17 protein-coding genes and 3 tRNA genes are annotated in these 16,910 nt (G+C 60.4%); 11 read left to right on the top strand and 9 right to left on the bottom strand.

Going from position 1 to position 16,910, the window contains the following annotated elements:
* Positions 1 to 11: 11 nt before the first annotated feature.
* Genes DW136_RS06460 through DW136_RS06450 form a run of 3 tightly spaced genes read right to left on the bottom strand, consistent with a single transcriptional unit; the run spans position 12 to position 1,145 of the window.
* The gene (locus tag DW136_RS06460; protein ID WP_118289295.1) at positions 12 to 431 is read right to left on the bottom strand and encodes an HI0074 family nucleotidyltransferase substrate-binding subunit; all 420 of its coding nucleotides are present in this window, start codon (positions 429 to 431) and stop codon (positions 12 to 14) included.
* A complete protein-coding gene (locus tag DW136_RS06455; RefSeq protein WP_117862080.1) occupies positions 418 to 705 on the bottom strand; it encodes a nucleotidyltransferase family protein in 288 nt (95 codons plus the stop codon). The genes DW136_RS06460 and DW136_RS06455 overlap by 14 nt, the downstream gene beginning before the upstream one ends.
* Positions 706 to 713: 8 nt before the next feature.
* On the bottom strand, positions 714 to 1,145 hold the full coding sequence (locus tag DW136_RS06450) for an Rrf2 family transcriptional regulator (protein WP_099431873.1): 432 nt from the start codon (positions 1,143 to 1,145) through the stop codon (positions 714 to 716).
* Between the two features lie 223 nt (positions 1,146 to 1,368).
* Here DW136_RS06450 and sufC point away from each other — a divergent pair, with 223 nt between their 5' ends.
* Genes sufC through sufU form a run of 5 tightly spaced genes read left to right on the top strand, consistent with a single transcriptional unit; the run spans position 1,369 to position 6,614 of the window.
* On the top strand, positions 1,369 to 2,169 hold the full coding sequence (sufC, locus tag DW136_RS06445; protein WP_118206329.1) for a Fe-S cluster assembly ATPase SufC: 801 nt from the start codon (positions 1,369 to 1,371) through the stop codon (positions 2,167 to 2,169).
* 12 nt (positions 2,170 to 2,181) lie between these two features.
* The gene (gene sufB, locus DW136_RS06440) at positions 2,182 to 3,594 is read left to right on the top strand and encodes a Fe-S cluster assembly protein SufB (protein ID WP_022094821.1); all 1,413 of its coding nucleotides are present in this window, start codon (positions 2,182 to 2,184) and stop codon (positions 3,592 to 3,594) included.
* Positions 3,594 to 4,865 carry a SufD family Fe-S cluster assembly protein gene (locus DW136_RS06435; RefSeq protein WP_118289294.1) on the top strand — a complete coding sequence of 424 codons (1,272 nt, stop codon included), beginning with the start codon at positions 3,594 to 3,596 and terminating at the stop codon, positions 4,863 to 4,865. Before sufB ends, DW136_RS06435 begins: the two co-directional genes overlap by 1 nt.
* Positions 4,862 to 6,187, top strand: coding sequence for an aminotransferase class V-fold PLP-dependent enzyme (locus DW136_RS06430; protein WP_199580195.1), 1,326 nt, complete (start codon positions 4,862 to 4,864; stop codon positions 6,185 to 6,187). Before DW136_RS06435 ends, DW136_RS06430 begins: the two co-directional genes overlap by 4 nt.
* On the top strand, positions 6,180 to 6,614 hold the full coding sequence (gene sufU, locus DW136_RS06425; protein WP_117735615.1) for a Fe-S cluster assembly sulfur transfer protein SufU: 435 nt from the start codon (positions 6,180 to 6,182) through the stop codon (positions 6,612 to 6,614). The genes DW136_RS06430 and sufU overlap by 8 nt, the downstream gene beginning before the upstream one ends.
* Before the next feature lie 65 nt (positions 6,615 to 6,679).
* Here the strand turns inward: sufU and DW136_RS06420 are convergent, their stop codons facing one another.
* Positions 6,680 to 7,480 (bottom strand): transposase, encoded by an 801-nt coding sequence (locus DW136_RS06420; protein ID WP_118289293.1) that lies wholly within the window; start codon positions 7,478 to 7,480, stop codon positions 6,680 to 6,682.
* Positions 7,481 to 7,883: 403 nt separating this feature from the next.
* Here DW136_RS06420 and DW136_RS06415 point away from each other — a divergent pair, with 403 nt between their 5' ends.
* The 4 genes from DW136_RS06415 to DW136_RS06400 all read left to right on the top strand — a co-directional run bounded on the left by DW136_RS06415 (position 7,884) and on the right by DW136_RS06400 (position 11,948).
* Positions 7,884 to 8,618 carry an iron-sulfur cluster assembly scaffold protein gene (locus tag DW136_RS06415; protein WP_006235554.1) on the top strand — a complete coding sequence of 245 codons (735 nt, stop codon included), beginning with the start codon at positions 7,884 to 7,886 and terminating at the stop codon, positions 8,616 to 8,618.
* 18 nt (positions 8,619 to 8,636) lie between these two features.
* On the top strand, positions 8,637 to 9,641 hold the full coding sequence (locus DW136_RS06410; RefSeq protein ID WP_117640944.1) for a GGGtGRT protein: 1,005 nt from the start codon (positions 8,637 to 8,639) through the stop codon (positions 9,639 to 9,641).
* 256 nt (positions 9,642 to 9,897) lie between these two features.
* Entirely contained in the window at positions 9,898 to 11,424 is a 1,527-nt protein-coding gene (locus DW136_RS06405; protein ID WP_118289292.1) for an FAD-dependent oxidoreductase, read from the top strand.
* Positions 11,425 to 11,585: 161 nt separating this feature from the next.
* Positions 11,586 to 11,948 (top strand): BRO family protein, encoded by a 363-nt coding sequence (locus DW136_RS06400; RefSeq protein WP_199580193.1) that lies wholly within the window; start codon positions 11,586 to 11,588, stop codon positions 11,946 to 11,948.
* Positions 11,949 to 12,054: 106 nt separating this feature from the next.
* Here the strand turns inward: DW136_RS06400 and DW136_RS06395 are convergent.
* From DW136_RS06395 to DW136_RS06385, 3 genes are all read right to left on the bottom strand, one after another.
* A tRNA-Lys gene (locus DW136_RS06395) sits at positions 12,055 to 12,130 on the bottom strand.
* A 43-nt stretch (positions 12,131 to 12,173) separates the two neighbouring features.
* Positions 12,174 to 12,249: transfer RNA gene (locus DW136_RS06390), tRNA-Lys, on the bottom strand.
* A gap of 22 nt (positions 12,250 to 12,271) precedes the next feature.
* Positions 12,272 to 12,348, bottom strand: a tRNA-His gene (locus DW136_RS06385).
* Between the two features lie 166 nt (positions 12,349 to 12,514).
* Between DW136_RS06385 and DW136_RS06380 the strand changes: the two genes are divergently transcribed.
* Both DW136_RS06380 and DW136_RS06375 read left to right on the top strand, forming a co-directional pair.
* Positions 12,515 to 13,696: a pyridoxal phosphate-dependent aminotransferase gene (locus tag DW136_RS06380; RefSeq protein ID WP_118289291.1), complete on the top strand. Its 1,182-nt coding sequence runs from the start codon at positions 12,515 to 12,517 to the stop codon at positions 13,694 to 13,696.
* Positions 13,697 to 13,837: 141 nt separating this feature from the next.
* The gene (locus tag DW136_RS06375; RefSeq protein ID WP_118289290.1) at positions 13,838 to 14,728 is read left to right on the top strand and encodes an ROK family protein; all 891 of its coding nucleotides are present in this window, start codon (positions 13,838 to 13,840) and stop codon (positions 14,726 to 14,728) included.
* A 114-nt stretch (positions 14,729 to 14,842) separates the two neighbouring features.
* Here DW136_RS06375 and DW136_RS06370 read toward each other — a convergent pair whose 3' ends face one another.
* Positions 14,843 to 15,292, bottom strand: a complete 450-nt coding sequence (locus DW136_RS06370; RefSeq protein ID WP_118289289.1) for a VanZ family protein — start codon at positions 15,290 to 15,292, stop codon at positions 14,843 to 14,845.
* A gap of 7 nt (positions 15,293 to 15,299) precedes the next feature.
* Positions 15,300 to 16,700 carry a hypothetical protein gene (locus DW136_RS06365; RefSeq protein ID WP_118289288.1) on the bottom strand — a complete coding sequence of 467 codons (1,401 nt, stop codon included), beginning with the start codon at positions 16,698 to 16,700 and terminating at the stop codon, positions 15,300 to 15,302.
* Between the last annotated feature and the right edge of the window lie 210 nt (positions 16,701 to 16,910).

Genomic DNA, 16,910 nt, shown 5'->3' with positions numbered 1-16,910 from the left:
ATCTTAAGGAATTAAACAAACTGGTCGTCGGGCACCAGAAGAAGATCGCCGTAGCGCCCCATCAGCCCGTCTCTCAACTGACAGAAAGCGGGGATATAGACGCTCAAGATACGCTGAATCAAATCTTGAGCGAGCTTGTTGTCATAGATATGAACGTTCGTATTGCGATCCCTGAGCATATCTAGCCATGCCGCCTCATCAATAAAATCGTAGAATCGGTAGGCTTCCTTCAAGATGGCACGAGGAGACCCCGATGCAGCAAGCGTGGCGCCCTCATACTCGAGCAGACGTTTAAGGAGCTTCCAGCTCAGTTCAAACTGAAGGTTGAACTTATTAATCAATCCACTCTGAACAAAATCATTGCTAAGATCCTGATTGGGTGCATCCTCAAGATTCGCCAAGGCGCTGGCAAAGTTCTCATATTTTTTCATACAGAATCACACCATCCCTGGCAATTTCATCGAGCAATTGCTGCGATAAGGACTCATCCAGATTGACGACGTCTATATCTAAAAGAGTATCAAGACGCTCCTCTATCAGATATGAGAAACGGTCGAAATCCCGGCAACCTGCTACGGCGATGTCAATATCGCTCTTAGGCAAGTTGTCACCTCGAGCGCGGGAACCAAACAGCACAACCTTCTCGGCGTCACATTCCCGAGCAAAAACTTCAATTTGCTTATACACCTTGTCGAGAGATGTCATTTGCAGCCCTACAGCTTAATGTCAAAGTTGATCTCGGGGACGGCGGCTAGGTCGGCCAACGTCACGCCGTCGACGTACTTTTCGATCACGTCGTCCAGACCGCGCCAGAATTTGACGGTCGAGCAAAGATCGCTGCGGGCGCAGCTGTTGTCGATGCCATCGCACGCCACCGGAGCCGTGCTGCCCTCGACAGCGCGCAGGATGTCGCCAGCACGCACCTCGGCGGGGTCCTTGGCCATCATGTAGCCGCCGCCCTTGCCGCGCACGCTCTTAAGTAGGCCCGCCTTCATGAGCGGACGAACCAGCTGCTCCAGATACTTTTGCGAGATACGCTCGCGGTCGGCGACCTCGCGCAGAGCGATCTTGCCCTCGGCGTCGCCCAGCGCTGCGATATAGATCATCAGTCGGAGGGCATAGCGGCCCTTAGAAGAAATGAGCATACCTACCCTCCCATCGCATCTTGGACAACATAACCAGGTTTGTTTGTCCCAAATCTTAAGTAAGTGGGACAAACACAACAGGTTATTTTGTCCCACATCTAAAAAGTCGAGTGGATTAGTCGGGTTTTCCCTTGACTAACGCCGAACCCATAGTAACTTTATTCCGAGAAGATTCCTAGGGTTTAGTACACCTATGAGTACACCATATACAGAGAGGGACAGCATGAGCGCAAATCCGCTGCTTTCCATCGAAGGTCTGACCGCCTCCGTGGACGAGAAGACCATCCTCCACAACGTCAACCTTAACGTCGCCGCCGGCGAGACCCACGTGCTGATGGGGCCCAACGGCGCCGGCAAGTCCACCCTCGGCCACCTGGTCATGGGCGACCCCGTCTACACGGTCAACGACGGCCACATCGTCTTTGAAGGCGAGGACATCACCGAGCTCAGCACCGACAAGCGTTCGCGCGCCGGCCTGTTCCTGAGCTTCCAGGCCCCGGTCGAGATCCCTGGCGTGCCGCTGTCGAGCTTCCTGCGCGCCAGCATTGCCGGCCGCCCCGGCCTGGAGATGAAGGGCAAGGAGTTCCGCCGTCGCGTCAAGGAGCTCGCGGCCGAACTCAACATGGATACCGCCTATCTCAACCGCGAGCTGGGCGTGGGCTTCTCGGGCGGTGAGAAGAAGAAGGTCGAGATGCTCCAGCTCCTGCTGCTGCAGCCCAAGCTCGCCATCCTCGACGAGACCGACTCAGGTCTGGACGTCGACGCACTTTCCACCGTCAGCCACGGCATGGACGCCTACCGCAAGAGCTGCGACGGTTCCATGCTCATCATCACGCACAATACGCGCATCCTGGAACACCTGGATGTCGATCGCGTCCACGTTATGGTCAAGGGCCACATCGTGCGCGAGGACGATGCCTCGCTCATCCCCTGGATCGACAAGAACGGCTTTGAAACCTTCGAGCGCGAGGCAGCCGAGCAGCGCGCCCAGGCCGAGGCCGCCGCTGCCGAGCAGCAGGCGTAAAGGGGCGACGCAATGACCAAGAACCGCACCGAGGTCGCGGACATCGACCGCAGCCTCTACGACTTCACCTACGGCGAGGAGGGATTCGAGCGCCTCGACGCCGGCATCACGCCCGACATCGTGCGCGAGATCAGCGCCAAGAAGGACGAGCCGCAGTGGATGCTCGACCTGCGCCTCAAGTCCCTCGAGATCTTCAACCGCTTCCCGGATCCGACGTGGGGCCCCTCCATCGAGGGCCTGGACATGGACAACATCGTCACCTACGTCAAGCCCAACACCGACCAAAAGCACGACTGGGAGTCGGTGCCCGACGACATCAAGAACACCTTTGAGCGCCTGGGCATCCCCGAGGCCGAGCGCAGCTACCTGGCAGGCGTCGGCGCGCAGTACGACTCCGAGCTGGTCTACCACAACATGCAGGACACGGCGTCCAAGATGGGCATCGTGTACTCCGGCATCGAGGAGGCTCTGCACGACCCGCAGTGGGAGCCGCTCATCCACGAGAAGTTTATGACGCTCATCCCGCCCACCGACCACAAATTTGCGGCCCTGCACGGCGCCGTATGGTCGGGCGGCTCGTTTGTCTACGTGCCCAAGGGCACCAAGCTCGACTTCCCGCTGCAAAGCTACTTCCGCCTCAATGCCAAAGGTGCCGGCCAGTTTGAGCACACGCTCATCATTGTCGAGGACGATGCCGACCTGCACTTTATCGAGGGCTGCTCCGCGCCCAAGTACAACGTGGCCAACCTCCACGCCGGCGCCGTCGAGCTCTTTGTGGGCAAGCGTGCGCACCTGCGCTACTCGACCATCGAGAACTGGTCCAAGAACATGTACAACCTCAACACCAAGCGTGCGCGCGTGGACGAGGACGGCGACATCGAGTGGATCAGCGGCTCCTTCGGCAGCCACGTGGGCTACCTCTACCCCATGAGCGTGCTCAACGGCCGCCGCGCCCGGTCGAGCTTTACCGGCATCACCTTTGCCGGCGCCGGTCAGAACCTCGATACCGGCTGCAAGGTCGTGCTCAACGCGCCCGAGACCTCGGCAACCGTCGAGACCAAGGGCATCTCCAAGAGCGGCGGCATTCAGACCTTCCGCAGCTCTATCGTTGCCACACCCAAGGCCGAGGGCTCCAAGGCAACCGTGAGCTGCCAGTCGCTGATGCTCGACGATCAAAGCCGCTCCGACACTATTCCGGCCATGGACATCCGCGCCAAGAACGTCGACATCGGCCACGAGGCCACCATCGGCCGCATCGGCGACGATAAGGTGTTCTACCTGATGAGCCGCGGTATCTCGGAGGAAGAGGCCCGCACCATGATCGTCAACGGCTTTGCCAACCCGGTCTCCAAGGAGCTACCGCTGGAGTACGCCGTCGAGATGAACAACCTGATCAAGCTCGAGATGGAAGGAGCGATCGGATAATGAAACAGACCACCAACACCGCTGCTACCACCCTTGAGCAGGTCAATGCGATGCCCGCAGCAACCTGGGGCTGGCTGCGCATGAACCAGACCAAGCTCGAGCTTTCCGACGAAGTTGCCGCCGCACCCGCCGAGGCCGTTGAGGTCGAGGGCCTGAACGAGCAGTTCCGCGGTGCAGCCAACGCCTTCGGAACCGCCATGGACACCATGGCCGAGCGCTTCCCCGAGCGCCGTGCCTCCGCCCCCGGCGACGCCGCCGACCGCGCCCGCATCACGCCCGAAACCGAGCTCGATGTGCCTGCCACCTCGGTCTACCAGGCAGGTGCCATTAAGCTCGAGGAAGAGCTCGCCCCCGCCGAGGCCTTCGAGACCGGCATGGGCGAGGCCGCCTACGCCTACTTGGCCGAGCACGCTACCAAGCGCATCGTCATCGATGTGCCCGCCTACCAGCACGCGACGGTTACCGTGCGTGTGAGCGGTGTCGATGCCGCCGCGGCCATCGCCGCCATCGACGTCGTCGCCCGTCCCCAGTCGACGCTCGATCTGCATATTGCCCTGGACTCCCCCGTTACCGGCGAGGGTGTCGTGGGCTCCGTGCTACTCGTGTGCGCCCACGAGTACGCCACCGTCAACGTGACCTGCACGCAGACGCTCGACGATAGCTGGATCGCACTCGATGACACCGGCCTGTTCCTGGACGAGGGCGCGCGCGTCAACGTGCAGCACACCGTTCTGGGTGCCGGCGCCAGCGCCACCGGCCTTGCCGGCGACCTGCTGGGCGATACCGCCAAGGTCACCATCGATACCGATTACCTGGGCGCCCGCGAGCAGGTGCGCGACTTTAACTACGAGCTGCGCCACCGCGGTCGCAAGACCGAGTGCGAGATCGACGCCAACGGCGTGCTGACCGGTACGTCCAAGAAGGTCTACCGCGGCACCATCGACCTCGTGCACGGCTGCAAGGGCGCAACCGGCACCGAGCGCGAGACAGTGCTCTTGGCCAACAAGGGCGTCGACAACAAGACCGTTCCCGTCATCCTCTGCGACGAGGACGACGTCGCCGGCAACCACGGCGCCACCATCGGTCACGTTCGCGACGAGCAGCTGTTCTATCTCGCCTGCCGCGGCCTTGACCAGAACGCCGCCGAGGACCTGTTCGTCCGTGCCAAGTTGGAGGACGCCGCGCTTTCCGCCACCGACGAGCGCACCCGCGCCGCCGTCGTCCGCCTGGGCAACAACCTGATCGACAACTTTGAAGAGGAGCTCGCATGATCGACACCGAGCACGTTAAATGCGATACCTGTACCGCACCGGAGCCTATGGAGCTCGACGCAAGCGATGAGGCCTCGCGCGGCTGGCCTACCGTCGACATCGAGACTAACCCCTACAAGGCGCAGTTCCCGCTGTTCCAGCAACACCCCGAGATCGCCTTCCTCGATAGCGCCGCCACCGCGCAGCGCCCTGCCTGTGTGCTTGACGCCGAGCGCGACTTCTATCGGCGCATGAATGCCAACCCCCTGCGCGGCCTGTACTCGCTGTCCGTCGAGGCCACCGACGCCATCGCGAAGGTCCGCCAGCAGATTGCCGACGTCATCGGCGCTCCCCAGGCCAACGAGGTCGTCTTCACCCGCAACACGAGCGAGTCGCTCAACCTGGTCGCCAAGAGCTTTGCGCCCACAGTGCTCGAGCCCGGTGACGAGGTCGTCATCACCATCATGGAGCACCACTCCAACCTGATCCCGTGGCAGCAGGTCTGCCGCGAGACCGGCGCCAAGCTCGTCTACCTCTACCCCACCAAGACCGGCCAGCTCACCACCGAGGAGGTTCTTGCCAAGGTGGGTCCCAAGACCAAGATCCTGGCCGTGGGACAGGTCTCCAACGTACTGGGCGTCGAGAACCCGGTCAAGAACCTCGGCAAACTCGTGCACAAGTACGGCGGCTACCTGGTCGTCGACGGTGCGCAGTCGCTACCGCACATGCCGGTCGATGTGGCCGACCTGGGCGCCGACTTCTTTGCCTTTAGCGCGCACAAGGCCATGGGCCCCATGGGCATCGGCGTGCTGTGGGGCAAAATGGACCTGCTCAACGCCATGCCGCCCATGCTCACCGGCGGCGAGATGATCGACTCGGTCACCGAGCAGGACGCCATCTGGGCGCCCGTTCCCGAGAAATTCGAGGCCGGCACGCAGGACGCCGCCGGCATCTTCGCCACGGGTGCGGCACTCGACTACCTGATCAACACGGTGGGTTACGAGAACATCCAAGCACGCGAGCAGGCACTCGTCCACTACCTGATGGGCGAACTCATGCAGCTCGACTTTGTCCAAATCATCGGCTCCATCTATTGGGACAACCACCACGGCGTTTTGAGCTTTAACGTCAAGGGTATCCACCCCCACGATGTCGCGAGCATCATGGACATGGACGGCGTCTGCATCCGCGCCGGTCACCACTGCGCGCAGCCGCTGCTCACCTGGCTGGGCGTCGAGAACCTTGCTTGCTGCCGCGCCAGCGTTGCCTTCTACAACGACAAGGCCGACATCGACAAGTTCATCGCCGGTCTGCATCACGTTTGGAGCACATTCAATGGGTAATCTGTACACCTCCACCACATTTATGGAGCACAACTCGCACCCCGACTATAAGTACGAGATGGATGCCCCCACGCACGAGCACGACGGCATCAACCCCAGCTGCGGAGACGAGCTCACCTTGCAGCTACGTGTCGAGAACGGCGTAATCGAGGAGGCCTCCTTTACCGGCCACGGCTGCGCCATCAGCCAGGCAAGTGCCGACATCATGGCCGACCTCATCACCGGCGAGACCGTCGAGGAAGCTCGCCGCCTGGCAGAGCTCTTCCTCGCCATGATCCGCGGCGAACAGCTCTCTGAGGAGGACCTGGAAGATCTGGACGAAGCCGCCCAGCTCCAGGACATCTCGCACATGCCCGCCCGCGTCAAATGCGCCGAGCTCGCCTGGCGCACCCTCGACGGCATGCTCACGGGACAAAATAATCAGTAGTACTTGTCCCAAATCTTAAGAATTTTGTTGGCCGAATCGCTTGACAAGTGCGGTTCGGCCATTTTCTATTCTGAGCCCTCAGCCTGAGCCTTCACCCGAGCATAAGCGCGCACGATACGAGAGACGGTACTCTTGCTGATTCCCGTATACCGTTCGATCTCGCGCACCGTGTAGCCGCCATCGTGCAGGGCGAAAATGATTCCGTCTCGCCGCGACGGTGCTACGATCTTGAGTTCGTTGAGCGGCACGCCCAGGCGATTCGCCATCTTGTCAGCAAACGCACGCCGCTCCCACTCCGTCTCATCCATATCGTGAATCACCGGATCGGAACCATCCGGCATCGACAGAGAATAATCAAGAAACCCCTTGGCAGACTCAAAGAGCTCGAGCACGCAAGAAGGGTCGGAAAATCCCCTCGTCGTATCGTTGTCATACGCTCGCAGATACTCGGCAAAGCTGCTCCACGGATAGCGCTCGATCAGGGCGATACCCGCCTCCTGCGGATTGGCGTGAACATAGCGAATGGCGGCCATTAGGTAACGGTCGGTATCGAGCGAGCGCCGGTCAAAACGGTTCTGGAACAGATGGCCTGTGCGCCCCGTGCGTTTATTGAACCGCCGCGCGTACGTCAAAAGCAGCCGGTGCATCGCCGCGCTCATCGCGTCCTCGTAATCTGCAAGCACAAGATGCACGTGATTGCCCATAAGGCACCAGGCGATGACCGTCACGCCCGCCTCGCGGCAGCAGTCGCGCATCAGTTCCAAAAACTCCCACCGGTCTTCGTCGCCCTCAAAGATGAGCTGCTTGCCCGTACCGCGGGCACAGACATGGTAAAAGCCGGTAACCGTTCTCCAAACGCGCTGCATGGCGCTCCCTTCGCCGGGATATGCTTGCCATCCAATACAGCACGATTGAAGCGTGGCATCAAAACATCCACGCAAAACAATAGACTCGCGCGGCCAAAGGCAGTAAATAGGCGGCGAACGGCACCGTTGCAACAGGTCAGCCCCTGCAACGCTTACAAGAGCTGACCAAAAGCTTGCCCAAGACGAACCCCCTCTAGTGAAGTTCGCGACCACAGAACATAGGGTTAAACCGTTTCAATTAAAACTTCCGGACTTCTCGCTACGAAAACTGAGCCGTTCGCCGAATATTCCGTGCATTTCGCGGTATTATAGGGGCTGCATGTCATGTCCCTTTCGAAGGGTCGCCCGGCAATCGCCAGCCACGACCCCCAGACGGGACGCCAACACGATAGAGAGGAGAGGCATGCAGTACTCACAGGAAGTGGAGAACATGTGCCCCGTTGCCAAGGGTGCATACCACGGCCCCGCACCCATCCCCGAGGAGGGCAAGTGGGTCCAGGCTAAGGAGATTTCCGACATCTCCGGTCTTACGCACGGTGTGGGTTGGTGCGCACCTCAGCAGGGCGCCTGCAAGCTCACGCTGAACGTCAAGGACGGCATCATCGAGGAGGCCCTCGTTGAGACCATCGGCTGCTCGGGCATGACCCACTCTGCCGCCATGGCTTCCGAGATCCTTCCCGGTAAGACCATCCTCGAGGCCCTCAACACCGACCTCGTCTGCGACGCCATCAACGTTGCTATGCGCGAGATCTTCCTGCAGATCGTTTACGGCCGCAGCCAGACCGCGTTCTCCGAGGGCGGCCTGCCCGTGGGCGCCTCCCTCGACGACCTCGGCAAGGGCCTTCGCTCTCAGGTCGGCACCATGTTCGGCACCAAGGCCAAGGGCGCTCGTTACCTCGAGCTCGCTCAGGGCTACGTCACCCGCATGGCTCTCAACGACAAGAACGAGATCATCGCATTCGAGTTCCTGAACCTCGGCAAGTTCACCGACGCCGTCAAGGCCGGCAAGACCCCCGAGGAGGCCATCGCTGGCGCTATGGGCCACTATGGTCAATGGGAGAACGCTGCCAAGTACATCGACCCGCGCACCGACGAGGAGACTCACTCCGTCGCCAGCGTGTTCCCGGTTCACGAGTAGAAAGGGAGGGAAATAACTATGACTGTTACGTTCGAAGGTTACGAGCGCCGCGCTGACAAGATCAACAAGTGCCTCGCCGACAACGGCATCGCCTCCCTCGAGGAAGCTCTGCAGATCTGCACCGACAAGGGCTTCAACCCGCGTGAGATCGTCAACAACACCCAGTCCATCGCCTTCCAGAACGCCGAGTGGGCCTACACCCTCGGTTGCGCTCTCGCTGTCAAGCGTGGCGCCAAGTCCGCTTCTGAGGCTGCCGCCATCATCGGCGAGGGCATCCAGGCCTTCACCGTTCCCGGCTCCGTCGCCGAGGACCGCAAGGTCGGTCTGGGCCACGGCAACCTGGGCGCTATGCTGCTCTCCGACGACACCGAGTGCTTCGCCTTCCTGGCCGGCCACGAGTCCTTCGCTGCCGCTGAGGGCGCTATCGGTCTGGCTCTGAACGCCAACAAGGCTCGCAAGAAGCCGCTGCGCGTTATCCTGAACGGTCTGGGCAAGGACGCTGCTCAGATCATCGCCCGCATCAACGGCTTCACCTATGTGAAGACCCAGTTCGACTACTACACGGGCGAGCTCAAGGTCGTCGAGACCATCCCCTACTCCGATGGTCCCCGCGCTGCCGTTAACTGCTACGGCTCCGACGACGTCCGCGAGGGCGTTGCCATCATGTGGCACGAGAACGTCGACATCTCGATCACCGGTAACTCCACCAACCCCACGCGCTTCCAGCACCCCGTCGCTGGCACCTACAAGAAGGAGCGCATCGAGGCTGGCAAGAAGTACTTCTCCGTCGCTTCTGGTGGCGGCACTGGCCGTACCCTGCACCCGGACAACATGGGCGCCGGCCCTGCCTCTTACGGCATGACCGACACCATGGGCCGTATGCACTCCGACGCCCAGTTCGCCGGTTCTTCCTCCGTGCCTGCGCACGTCGACATGATGGGTCTCATCGGCATGGGCAACAACCCCATGGTCGGTGCCACCGTCGCCTGCGCTGTCGCCGTCGAGGAGGCCCTCAAGGCCTAATCGCGCCCGCGCGATGCTCATATAGTTGAGCTTTAGAGCCGCTACCTTTCGAGGTAGCGGCTCTTTTTGTTTGCGCTATCGCAGGGTAGCGAATGCCGATATATCAGTTGGGGCGAAATACGAGATGTGACGAGATGAAACGTCAGAGCGTCCATGACGCCCACCTGTCATATGTGCCCTTTACCGATTTGCCGAGTCTTTGCGGCCCCATTACCGATCACCCGTGCGACAATGCGCCGGACGAGAAAGGAATCCGATGGAATCGACTGATGTACTGGTAATTGGATCTGGCATTGCGGGCCTTTGCGCCGCCATCGAAGCGGCGCGCACGGGTGCAACCGTCGCTGTGGCAAGCGCCGGCAAGACTATGAGTGGATCGAGTTTCTTCCCCGGAACCTGGGGCTTGGGGCTTATCGGACCCGTTAACGAAGACGACGAACAAGACCTCATCGATACCATCCAGACCGTTGGTGGCGGCGTCGCCGACCCCGAGCTTGTCCAGACGTTTGTCCACAGCATTCCCCAAGCAATTGAATGGCTCGAGCAAGACCTAGGCGTTGAGCTCCAGCGTCCGCAAAGCGCTGAGAGCGCCCAGCAAAAGCAATTTATCCCCTGTTTTGACCACAAGACGCGCATGTGGCGCGGCCTCACCCGTAAGCCCCTTGAGGACGCTCTGACGACCCGGATCGAGTCGCTCGGCATTCGCCTGCTCCCCCGCCATGAGCTTATCGACCTTGTTGAGAACACGAACGGCAGAATCACCGGAACCGTGCTCTACGACCTTACCGAAAATCGAATCGTGCCCTTTGCTGCCAAGGCCACGATCATCGCAGCCGGTGGCACAGGCGGCCTGTTCGAGCGCAGCCTTACGTCGGCTGATGTGCTCAGCTCCTCGCAGGCCATCGCACTGGCGCACGGCGCATCGCTTACTAATATAGAATTCATGCAGATGATGCCCGGCTTCATCGAGCCCAAGCGCAACCTGGTCTTCAACGAGAAAACCTGGCGCTACGTACATGTAGACCAGCCGGTCGATATTGCCGACGGCAAGCTAAACGATCTGCTTGAGCAGCGCTCTGGATATGGTCCTTTCACCTCGCGCTTGGCCTCCCGCGCCATCGACCTCGTCATAGATCAGGCAGGTGCAGAGGGCCTGGCGCTCCACTACGACTTCCCCCGCGAGGACATCCCCGAGTTTGTGCAGACCTTTGCCACCTGGCTGCAAGACGAGCACGGCATCGCGCCGACCGACGAGATGCGCGTGGCGATGTATGCCCACGCCGCCAACGGCGGTATCAAAATCGACAAGACCGCGTACGCAGGCGTTGAGGGCCTCTACGCCTGCGGTGAGGCAACAGGCGGCATGCACGGCGCCGACCGCATCGGCGGCTTGTCGAGTGCCAATGGCATCGTGTTCGGGCGCATTGCGGGCGCATCGGCAGCCCAAGCAGCGCTGGACGCTCCTGAGGCGGCCGCACCGATGGATATCGCCCTCCCCCAGCATGGCATAGCTACAGCAGACGCCGAGCGCCTGACCCGCTGCCTCAAACGCACAATGAGTACCTACTGCATGATCAACAGGACCGAAGCGGGTCTATCCAAGGCCCTGCAACAGCTTGAAAGCCTGCAAGACGACGCAACGGCGCTGAGCAAGCCACACGCCAATGACAGCGAAATCGCAGCCCTCGCCCGCCTGCAATCGCAGATTCAACTAGCACAGGAAATGGTCAAAGCCATGCGCAAGCGAACCGAAAGTCTCGGATCGCACTATCGAGCGAATTAAACTGGACACCTATCTAAAGCAAAACACAACTAATCGATATCTATGGGCCCCGTGAACTCGAAGTGGCACGGGGCCCATTCGTGTCCGCACGGCAGCGTATCCTAATTCTGAATACAGAGCGGGCAAAGCCCGCATAGACAATAGGCCAGCGAGGAGGAGATATGGACAGTAGAGATATCGAGAAGTGGCGTGTCAAACTTGATAGCTACGCCAATGTGGAAGACGGCGTTGAGTATTGGCTCGCACGCGATTTAATGGAACCCCTCGGATACGCCCAATGGCGCAATTTTGAGACTGCAATTAAGAGGGCAATGGCATCGTGTGAAGTCAATGAAATGCCTGTTGCTTCCTATTTTGTTGAAACCAGCAAAATTGTACCTACAGGAATAGGACAAAAAGCAGTCAAAGACTATAAGTTAACGCGCTACGCATGCTATTTAATCGCCCAAAACGGGGACCCAAACAAGCCGGAAGTCGCGCTCGCACAGGCGTACTTCGCCGTGCAGACGCGCCGGTTTTACTGATCCCCAGGGTAGACTCGATCTGTGAAAGTGGCTGTGCCCTTTCGGGTTCGACCCCATGCAAGGTCAAAAAAAGCGACCAGCCGAAGCCAGTCGCTTTAACATACTTTGGTGGGCCGTCAGGGGGTCGAACCCTGGACCTTGGGATTAAGAGTCCCCTGCTCTACCAACTGAGCTAACGACCCAAAGCTAAAGTCCGTTGTGGCGGACTTTAGAGGAGATATCGTGTGGTGGGCCGTCAGGGGGTCGAACCCTGGACCTTGGGATTAAGAGTCCCCTGCTCTACCAACTGAGCTAACGACCCGATATCAACACGAAGCAAGAACTGGGGTGGGTAAAGGGACTCGAACCCTCGACCTACGGGACCACAACCCGTCGCTCTAGCCAACTGAGCTACACCCACCGTGTCCTGTGCGCTTCGCGCTCGACTATTATTGCAAGGAACGCCACGCGATGCAAGCCCCAATTTTCAAGAATTTTGAAAAGAGTTTTTCAAGCGCTTTTCGAGCAATTCCCACCGGTTTCATAGGAGTAAACTTGCCCCACTGCAAATGCTCGAAAGGACCGGCATGAAAGAACTCTCCAACCGCACGGCGGCGTTTACCGATTCGGTCATCCGCCGCATGACGCGCATCTCCAACAAGTATGGTGCCGTCAACCTGTCGCAGGGCTTCCCCGATTTCGATCCCCCGGCGCAGCTGCTCGATAGCCTCAGCACCATTGCCACCGACCCCAAGCCGCTTTACCACCAGTACTCCATCACCTGGGGCTCCCAGGCCATGCGCGAGGCGCTTGCCACCAAGCAGGAGCACTTTATGGGCATGCCGATCAACCCCAACGAGAACATCGTGGTCACCTGCGGCTCCACCGAGGCCATGATGGCCGCCATGATGACGGTCACAAACCCCGGCGACAAGGTCGTCATTTTCTCGCCGTTCTACGAGAACTACGGCGCCGACACGATCCTCTCGGGCGCTGAGCCCATCTATGTGCCGCTCAACCCGCCCACCTTTGACTTCGACCGTGAGGTCCTCGAGGCAGCCTTCCGCGACAACGACCCCAAGGCCATCGTCCTGTGCAACCCTTCCAACCCTTGCGGCAAGGTCTTTACGCGCGAGGAGCTCACCTTTATCGCCGACCTCTGCAAAAAGTACGACACCTACTGCATCACCGACGAGGTCTACGAGCACATCGTCTACGCGCCCCACGAGCACGTCTATATGGCCACGCTGCCCGGCATGTTCGAGCGCACCATCAGCTGCAGCTCGCTGTCCAAGACCTACTCCATCACCGGCTGGCGTCTGGGCTACACTATCGCCCCTGCCGAAATCACCGAGCGCATCAAGAAGGTCCACGACTTCCTCACCGTGGGCGCCGCCGCTCCCCTGCAGGAAGCCGTCGTCACCGCCCTCAACTTCGACGACAGCTATTACGATGAGGTCCTCGACCTCTACACCGCCAAGCGCGACCTGTTCTGCCAGGGACTCGACAGCATCGGTCTTGAGCATAACGTGCCGCAGGGCGCCTACTACGTGATGATGGATATCTCGGAGTTTGGCTATGACAGCGACCTTGACTTCTGTGAGGACCTCGCGTCTAAGGTGGGCGTGGGCGCTGTTCCCGGATCGAGCTTCTTCCGCGAGCCCGTCAACCATCTGATTCGTTTCCACTTTGCCAAGCGTGACGAGACGCTCAACGCGGCGCTGGAGAACCTCAAGTCTCTGCGTGATAAAATCGAGCCGCGCGGATAAGGACGGACGGGCAGCTAAAGTAACCAAAGAAGCCCCACACCGCCTGCCGCGTTGCGAGGCTTCTTTTTATAGCGCTTTCTTAAATGGTTTAGAGCGCTATACTTTAGAGAAGGAATAACTCGCCCCAGAAAGAGGAACATTATGGCAGAGCAGCAGCTTATCGGAGCGCTCGAGGCCGGTGGCACCAAGATGGTCTGCGCCACGGGCTATGCGGACGGTACGGTCCTAGAGCGCGAGCAGATCGCGACCACGACTCCGCAGGAGACCGTCGAGGCCGTCAACGCATGGCTTGCCGACAAGGGCATCGCCGCGCTGGGCATCGGCGCCTTTGGCCCCACCGCAGTCAACCCTGCCTCGCCCCAATACGGCAAGATCCTGGAGACGCCCAAAACGGCATGGCGCTACTTTGACCTGCTGGGCACCATCCAAAACGAGCTCAATATCCCCTGCGGCTACGACAACGACGTCAACGTCGCCTGCCTGGGCGAGGTCACCTTTGGTTGCGCCCAGGGCCTCACTGACGTTGTGTATCTGACCATCGGTACCGGCGTGGGCGCCGGCGTGCTCTCGGGCGGCCAGCTCGTGCACGGCATGATGCACCCCGAGGCCGGCCACATCCTGGTCACGCGCGACCCGCGCGACACCATCGGCGAGCATAGCGCCTGCCCCTTCCACGACAGCTGCCTCGAGGGCCTCATCGCCGGCCCCGGTGTTAAAAAGCGCTGGGGCGGCAAGAGCGCCGGAGAGATGGCCGATGACCCGGAGGCCATGGACCTGCTCGCCGGCTATCTGGCGCAGGCGCTCATGACCTACACGCTGTGCTACGCGCCGCAAAAGATCATCATCGGCGGCGGCGTGGCCGACCACACCCCCATCGTGCCGCTCGCGCGCAAGAAGTGCGCCGAAATGCTCAACGGCTATATCGTCACGCCCGAGGTCAACGACATCGATAACTACATCGTCAACAACAGCCTCGAGGGCAAGCAGGGCATTATGGGTTGCCTGGCCCTGGGCGCACAGGCGCTTCAGTAGCAGACGCACCCACAGGGCGTGGCGCGCCCGGCAAATCCGACCTACGGAACGACGCCACCACGCCTCATATAAGCCCTCAAATAAAAAAGGCCGCCTAGGACCAAACAATACGTCCTAGGCGGCTTTTTTGGCGCACATCAGCGACCGTAAGAGATATCGGAGCACAACGCCCGTTGCCGCTCCACAGCAGTCGATCATCACATCGGTGATCATGCCGGCGCGTCCCGGCACAAAGAGCTGAATCGTCTCGTCGATCGAGGGAATCAGCAGCAGGAACACCGCCGTGGGCAGCAGCACGTCAAAGGTGCGCCGGCCCTCAAAATCAAAGGCGTGCGTTGCCAGGATGCCGAGCACCATATACTCGGTAAAATGAGCGCACTTGCGAACAACAAAATTGGTCACCCATTCATATGGAAGTCCCACGCCGTGCAGGAAACCGCGGATAGCTTCCATGACCGTTAGGCTCAGCGAGCCCGACCCCGAGCCGGGAACCAGCGAATTGCCCCAGATCAAGAGCGCCATCAGGCAGGTCACGACCGCCCAGTTTCGATTGATCTTAACCATGCAGAAGTTATGCCTCCGCGCGGAGCGGCGCGAAGCTGGCGGTACCGCCCTCGATAACGCTCAGATAGGCACGGCCCGTACGCTTGGCGGTAGAGGACTGCAGGCGCTCGATCTCTTCCTCGAGGATCTGATTGACGCGCTCGTGACGACGATTTTCCATAATGCCGGCGGCAATAGCCTCGGCCCGCTCGATGCTCTCGCGCGAGATACGGGCGGTATCCTCGGGGAACACAGCGCTGTGACGGCCGACATAGGCGGGGGCAGCAGGCTGAGGGGCAGCGACGGGAGCGGGGGCCGCAACAGGAGCAGGCTCGTCAATCTCATCCAGAATCGCGGTGGCGGCGGCCCACATGTCCTCGTGGCCCGAGTAATCGGCCATGGGGACATCAATCTCGAGCGAGGCATCCGGAAGGTCGCCGGTGTCGACGCGATCTTGGGCATCAATAGAAGCGGTGATGGCTGCAGGCTCATCGAGGTCATCGAGATCGATGTCCGCGGCACCGGAGATGATAGGCATACTGGCGAGGTTTGCATTGTACGGCGCAGCCTCGGCCGCCTGCTGCTGGGCAGGAGCGCCCCACAGCGAGCTTTCGGCGGCACGGCGGGCGGCAACTGCCTCCTCGTCCGCGGCCATGGCTTCATCAACGTACGAATTGTCGGCAGAAGCGTTCGCGTCCGCCGAGGTAGCGTTGTAGGCGTTATTGGCTGCCGCGTTGGCAACGAGTGCCACGAAAGCTGCCGTGCTGCCCGCAGGGGCGGCCTGGGAGCCAGACACGGCACGTGCCGCGGCGGCGATGTCATCGCGATTGAAGGAGCCGGTCTGCCCGCCATTGGTAAGCTCGTCGATGGCGACTTGATAGACGTCGCGCGAGTGTGCAGGGTCGCAGCTCACCGGCGAATCGTCGTCGAGCATACTGTCGATCATGGACCAAGCCTCGTCCTCGTCCATAGCATCTGCGGCTCGAGCGATGGTAGGAACACCATCATCGGCATGACGGCGCTGGAACGCACCAGTCAGGCCGGAAAGGAATGCCGAGGTAGACTGCTCCGCCTGAGCCTGAGAAGCAGAAGCCGCAGCGTAAGGAGTCGCATCCTGCTGCTGAGCTGGAATCGAGGCGGTCTTGAACTCGCTTTGATGCTGATTGAGATTGGCGGCACCGCCCATGGCATCGGGCTGGAACAGACGCTCTTCACGCTGCGCACGATACTCGGAGATACCCAGCGAGGCGGCATAGATACCCACGCCCGCCACCGCGCCCACGGCGAAGGGAACTGCACCCGCCACGACCGTCTCGTTCACCGACGAAAACGGCAGCGTCGCGGCATACATAACCACGGGAGCGGCAAGGCCGATCCCGCACGAAAGTCCGGCAAGGACTGCTCGTTGTGTTGCATCAGAAGAAGCCATGAGCTCTCCCCATCTTCCAGCACCCAAATCGCATCATTCAGTTGGCTGCGCGAGAGAAGATGAAGCGGGGCTATGCCCCAAAGCAACGGTATATGGTTCGTTTCATCTGCGTTTTCCGTCGCGAAGCTTAAAAGCTATTATGCGAAACCGCCCCGTCGATTGCAAGCGACGATGTCGGATTGAAACGGGAAACCTGCTGCTCGTCGGTCT

Origin of the sequence: Collinsella sp. AM12-1, from assembly GCF_003472325.1 — a bacterium.
In the GTDB taxonomy this organism is placed as follows: Bacteria; Actinomycetota; Coriobacteriia; order Coriobacteriales; family Coriobacteriaceae; genus Collinsella.
Note: the sequence above shows the minus strand (reverse complement) of the source record. Positions and strands in the feature narration are given on the sequence as shown.